The 4,648-nt window shown below is 70.1% G+C and carries 5 protein-coding genes; 2 read left to right on the top strand and 3 right to left on the bottom strand.

The window, feature by feature from the left end:
• Positions 1–302: 302 nt before the first annotated feature.
• Positions 303–698, bottom strand: coding sequence for a DUF4174 domain-containing protein (locus OXS49_RS32615; protein WP_267428657.1), 396 nt, complete (start codon positions 696–698; stop codon positions 303–305).
• Between the two features lie 123 nt (positions 699–821).
• On the opposite strand from OXS49_RS32615, the gene OXS49_RS32610 reads away from it, so the two are divergent.
• Both OXS49_RS32610 and ssb read left to right on the top strand, forming a co-directional pair.
• A complete protein-coding gene (locus OXS49_RS32610; protein WP_267428656.1) occupies positions 822–1,838 on the top strand; it encodes an NADP-dependent oxidoreductase in 1,017 nt (338 codons plus the stop codon).
• A gap of 168 nt (positions 1,839–2,006) precedes the next feature.
• Positions 2,007–2,567 carry a single-stranded DNA-binding protein gene (ssb, locus tag OXS49_RS32605; RefSeq protein ID WP_267428655.1) on the top strand — a complete coding sequence of 187 codons (561 nt, stop codon included), beginning with the start codon at positions 2,007–2,009 and terminating at the stop codon, positions 2,565–2,567.
• A 73-nt stretch (positions 2,568–2,640) separates the two neighbouring features.
• Here ssb and OXS49_RS32600 read toward each other — a convergent pair whose 3' ends face one another.
• Positions 2,641–3,969 carry an HlyD family type I secretion periplasmic adaptor subunit gene (locus OXS49_RS32600; RefSeq protein ID WP_267428654.1) on the bottom strand — a complete coding sequence of 443 codons (1,329 nt, stop codon included), beginning with the start codon at positions 3,967–3,969 and terminating at the stop codon, positions 2,641–2,643.
• Positions 3,966–4,648, bottom strand: a 683-nt coding sequence (locus OXS49_RS32595) for an ATP-binding cassette domain-containing protein (protein WP_267428653.1), incomplete at its 5' end; no start/stop codon positions are given. The genes OXS49_RS32595 and OXS49_RS32600, both read right to left, overlap by 4 nt.

Below are 4,648 nucleotides of genomic sequence, written 5' to 3'. Positions count from 1 at the left end.
CTTGAGGGCGGCCGCGAAGGCCTTGAGCTGGCGGTTCAGGTCCGTCAGCTCGTTCAGCGCGATGGTCTTGTGACCGTCGCGGACCGCGCGCTCGATATCCTCGACCTGCGTGGCGACGAGGCGGCGGATGGCGTCGGCAACATGGTGGCGGTTCATCGTTTCGAGCGTCTCGTGCGAGCGTCCTGACGGGCCTCAACGGACGGCCGGGATACGGCCGTCGACACGGCTCGGTGATAGGTCGGTAGGCTTAACCGTTGGTGTCCGAACCGCGCCCATCCACACCCGATCCAAGGACTTTGGACCTACGGGCGGCCGCGCATCTCGGCACGCCGCATCGGCATCGCGTCGACGGTTGAAAACAGCCGCTGGGGCGGGATCGGCGCGGCCGCGGTCAGCTTGGCGCCGCCGTCCTTGCCGACCAGGACGGCCCGGAAGCTATCGTCCGGCAGCCCGAGCGCGGCCCGCAGGGTGCGCGCCTCGGCACCGGAGCCCACCGCCTCCAGCACGACGAGATCGCGCTCGGCAATGCCCTCGCGGACCGGCCCTAGGGCGGCACGCTGGTCCGTGAGTTGCGCGTCGGCGGCATCGGGCGCCGACAGGACCAGCACGCGGTAACGGTCCCGATAGGTGTCGAGGGGCGCCGCGGAGGCCGCCATCGTCAAAGCCGCGAGTCCGAGGCCGAGTGCCGTCCTGCGCATATCGTGCCTTCGAATCATGAGCCGGTACAACGCGCGATCCGGCCCGGAGATCGCCCGACGCCTTTGCGGATGACGGCGGACGCCCCAGATCGGGGCAGGCCGCCAGTCTCCGGGAGTCTTCTCATGACCGCCATGAACCGCCGCATCGTCCTGGCCTCGCGCCCCCACGGCGAGCCGCGCCCCGAGAATTTTCGTCTGGAGGAGGTGCCGGTGCCGCAGCCCGGCCCCGGCCAGATCCTGCTGCGCACGCGCTGGCTGTCGTTGGATCCCTACATGCGCGGCCGGATGAGCGATGCGAAATCCTACGCGGCGCCCGTGGAGATCGGCGCGCCGATCACCGCCGAGACTGTGGGCGAGGTGGTCGTCTCGAACCATCCGGACTTCGCCGAGGGCGATCTGCTCACCGCCTTCGCGGGCTGGCAGGGGTACTTCGTCACGGACGGCAAGGGCTCGCGCAGGGTCGACCCCGCCGCGGCGCCGCCCTCGACGGCTTTGGGCGTGCTTGGGATGCCGGGCATGACCGCCTATACCGGCCTCCTCAATATCGGCCGTCCCAAGGTCGGCGAGACCGTGGTGGTGGCCGCCGCCGCGGGTCCGGTGGGCTCGCTGGTCGGTCAGATCGCCAAGCTGAAGGGTGCCCGGGCCGTCGGGATCGCGGGCGGGCCGGACAAGTGCCGCTATCTCACCGAGGAACTCGGCTTCGACGCCGCCGTGGACCATCGCGGCGACGACCTGCCGGGGGCGCTGGCCGCTGCCTGCCCCAGGGGCATCGACGTCTATTTCGAGAATGTCGGCGGCGCGGTCTTCGCGGCCGTGATGCCGCTGCTCAATCCCTTCGCGCGGATCCCGGTCTGCGGCCTCGTCTCGGCCTACAACGCCACCGAGGTCCCGCCCGGGCCCGACCGTCTGCCGGGCCTGATGCGCGCGGTGCTGACCAACCGCCTCCACATCCAGGGCTTCATCGTCTGGGACTTCGCCGATCAGGCCGAGACCTTCCGCCAGGAGGTCGGCGGCTGGATCCGGGAGGGCCGCGTCCATTATCGCGAAGATGTGGTCGAGGGTCTGGAGAAGGCGCCCGCGGCCTTCATCGGCCTGTTGAAAGGCCGCAATTTCGGCAAGCTGGTCGTGCGCGTCTCCTGACGCCGGCTTGCCGCCATTTCAGAACAGATATAGAACATGTAGATCCGACGACACTGCGGAAAGCGGGCACAAGCTCGAACCGCTGGTTGCCGCTCCGGAGGCCCGGGCGCATGGTTCGCGCGCCGCCGGGCAGGTGCCCTGTGAGATCCGTACGGTAAGGAGAGAAGCATGGCGGGCAGCGTCAACAAGGTGATTCTGGTGGGCAATCTGGGGCGCGACCCCGAGATGCGCCGCCTCGGCTCGGGCGATCCGGTGTGCAACCTGCGGATCGCCACCTCGGAGTCCTGGAAGGACAAGGCGAGCGGCGAGCGCAAGGAGAAGACCGAGTGGCACTCGGTCGTGATCTACAACGACAACCTCGCACGGGTCGCCGAGCAGTACCTGCGCAAGGGCTCGAAGGTCTACATCGAGGGTCAGCTCCAGACCCGGAAGTGGACCGACAATTCCGGCGTCGAGAAGTACACGACCGAGGTGGTGCTTCAGCGCTTCCGCGGTGAGATGACGATTCTCGACGGGCGTGGCGGCGGCGGCGGTGAATTCGCCGGCGAGGACGAGGGTGGCGGACAGATCAGTCGTGGCGGCGACCGGGGTGGGGACCGCGGCGGCGATTTCGGCGGCGGTGGCGGCCGGGCTCAGGGCGGCGAGCGCCGTCCGGCACCCGCTTCTTCGGGCAGCGGTGGCGGCGGCGGCCGCGGCGGCTACGACCTCGACGACGACATCCCGTTCTAGGCTTCGTCGCGGCTCAGCACCCCAGACATCGGAGACCTACGACAGGGCCAGGACTCGATCCTGGCCCTGCGCGCTACTTCTCGCGAAAGGCGCGACGGGCCTGATCGACCAGGGGCTTCGTCAGGTAGGACAGGACGGTCCGGTCGGCCGTGCGGATGAACGCCTCCACGGGCATGCCGGGCATCAGCTTGGCCCCGTCGAGCTTGGCAAGCTCGTCCTTCGTCACGCCGAGCCGGACGAGGTAGTAGAAGCTGCCGGTCCGCTTGTCCTCGCTGACGTCGGCGGCGATCCGGGTGACCCGGCCGTTGAGTTCCGGCGTGGTCCGCTGGTCGAAGCTCGGGAAGCGCAGGCCCGCGCCTTGGCCCGTCTGGAGCCGGTCGATGTCCTGGGGCGCGACGCGAACCTCGGCCACGAGCGAATCCGCATTCGGCACGATCAGCAGGATCGACTCGCCCGGGGCGATCACGCCGCCGCGGGTGTGGACCGCGAGTTCGTGCACGTAGCCGGTCTGCGGCGCGCGGATCTCGATGCGCTGGAGCTGATCGAAGGCGGTGATCTTCTGCTCCATCAGGGTCGCGGTCTTGGCGCGGTTCTCGGCCAGCTCCTTGCCGACCTCGCTGCGCAAGTTCTGTTCGAGCTGGATGATCTGCAATTCGGTCTCGGAGACCTTGCCCCGTGTCTGGGCGATGCTGGCTACGAGGACGCCGCGCTCGCCCTTGAGCCGGGACATGTCGCGCTGGAGGCTGGTGAGCCGCGTCAGCTGGATCAGGTTCTTCTTCCAGAGCTCCTCGACCCCGGCGTATTCCCGGCCGATAATCGCGGTCTCCTGCTCCTTCGCGGCGGCCTGCTCGACCAAGCCCTTAATTTCTTCGTTGAGCTGCCCGATCCTCTCGCGCAGCTGCGCCTTCTGGCCCTGAAGCGCCTCGCGGCGGAAGCGGAACAGCTTGCGCTCCCCGTCGATGATCCGCCCGACCTCGGGCCCCGCCGCGTTGAGCTCGGCCAGGATCGCGAGATCCGGTCGACCGTCGCGCTCGGCCTCCAGGCGGGCGTTGCGCGCGGCGATCTCCCACAGGCTCTTGGTGACGCTGTCGTAGGTGGCGCGCGTCGCCGTCGCATCGAGGCGCACCAGCAGGTCGCCTGCCCGGACGCGGTCGCCCTCCTGAACCGGCAATTCGGCCACGACGCCGCCGGTGGGATGCTGAACCTTCTTGATGTTGCTCTCGACCACGAGCGAGCCGGTGGCGATGATGGCGCCGGACAGGTCCGTGGCCGCGGTCCAGGCGCCCACGCCGGTGGCCACGGCGATCACGGCGGCCACCCCGGCGATGTGGCGGCGCAGGGAGCGGCGCGTCCCGTCGGTCGGGTCGGCATCCCGGGCGGGGGGATCGTGGTCCTTGGTCATGCGACCCTCGTGGGTGTCTGCCGGGTCAGGGCGCCGAGCTTCGCCAGGACCTCGTCGCGCGGCCCGTGCAGCTGCACGCGCCCATCGCCGAGCACCAGGATCCGGTCGACCGCGGCCAGGGCGCTGGGCCGGTGGGCGATCACCACCACGATGCCGCCGCGGGCGCGCACACCCTGGACGGCCGCCGACAGGGCCCGGTCGCCATCGACGTCGAGGTTGGAGTTCGGCTCGTCGAGGACGATCAAAAAAGGATCGCCGAAGAGAGCCCGCGCGAGGGCGATCCGCTGACGCTGCCCACCCGAGAGTCCGAGCCCGCCCACGCCGCCGACCCGGGCGTCGTATCCGCCCGGTAGCCGGAGCACGACCTCGTGGACGCCCGCAGCCTTGGCGGCGGCCAGCAGGGCCTCGGGATCGGGCGCCGGATCGAACCGGGTGATGTTCTCGGCGATCGTCCCGTCGAACATCTCGGTATCCTGCGGCAGGTAGCCGATCGCGCGGCCGAGATCGTCGGGATCCCACTGGTCGAGGGCCGCCCCGTCGAGGCGGATCACGCCGCGGCTCGGCCGCGCCAGCCCGACCAGGGCGCGGGCGAAGGTCGATTTGCCGGAGCCGCTGGCGCCGATCACGCCGAGCGCGCTGCCGGGCGCGAGGGCGACGTTCACGTCGTGCAGAACGAGCG

This window comes from Methylobacterium sp. GC_Met_2, from assembly GCF_026540795.1.
Lineage (GTDB): Bacteria > Pseudomonadota > Alphaproteobacteria > Rhizobiales > Beijerinckiaceae > Methylobacterium.
This window is presented reverse-complemented; position numbering and strand designations above follow the sequence as displayed.

Bases quoted from the DNA above. Each gene is read 5' to 3' on its own strand.
- OXS49_RS32615 (WP_267428657.1), bottom strand. From the start codon at position 698: ATGCGCAGGACGGCACTCGGCCTCGGACTCGCGGCTTTGACGATGGCG.
- OXS49_RS32610 (WP_267428656.1), top strand. From the start codon at position 822: ATGACCGCCATGAACCGCCGCATCGTCCTGGCCTCGCGCCCCCACGGC.
- ssb (WP_267428655.1), top strand. From the start codon at position 2,007: ATGGCGGGCAGCGTCAACAAGGTGATTCTGGTGGGCAATCTGGGGCGC.
- OXS49_RS32600 (WP_267428654.1), bottom strand. From the start codon at position 3,969: ATGACCAAGGACCACGATCCCCCCGCCCGGGATGCCGACCCGACCGAC.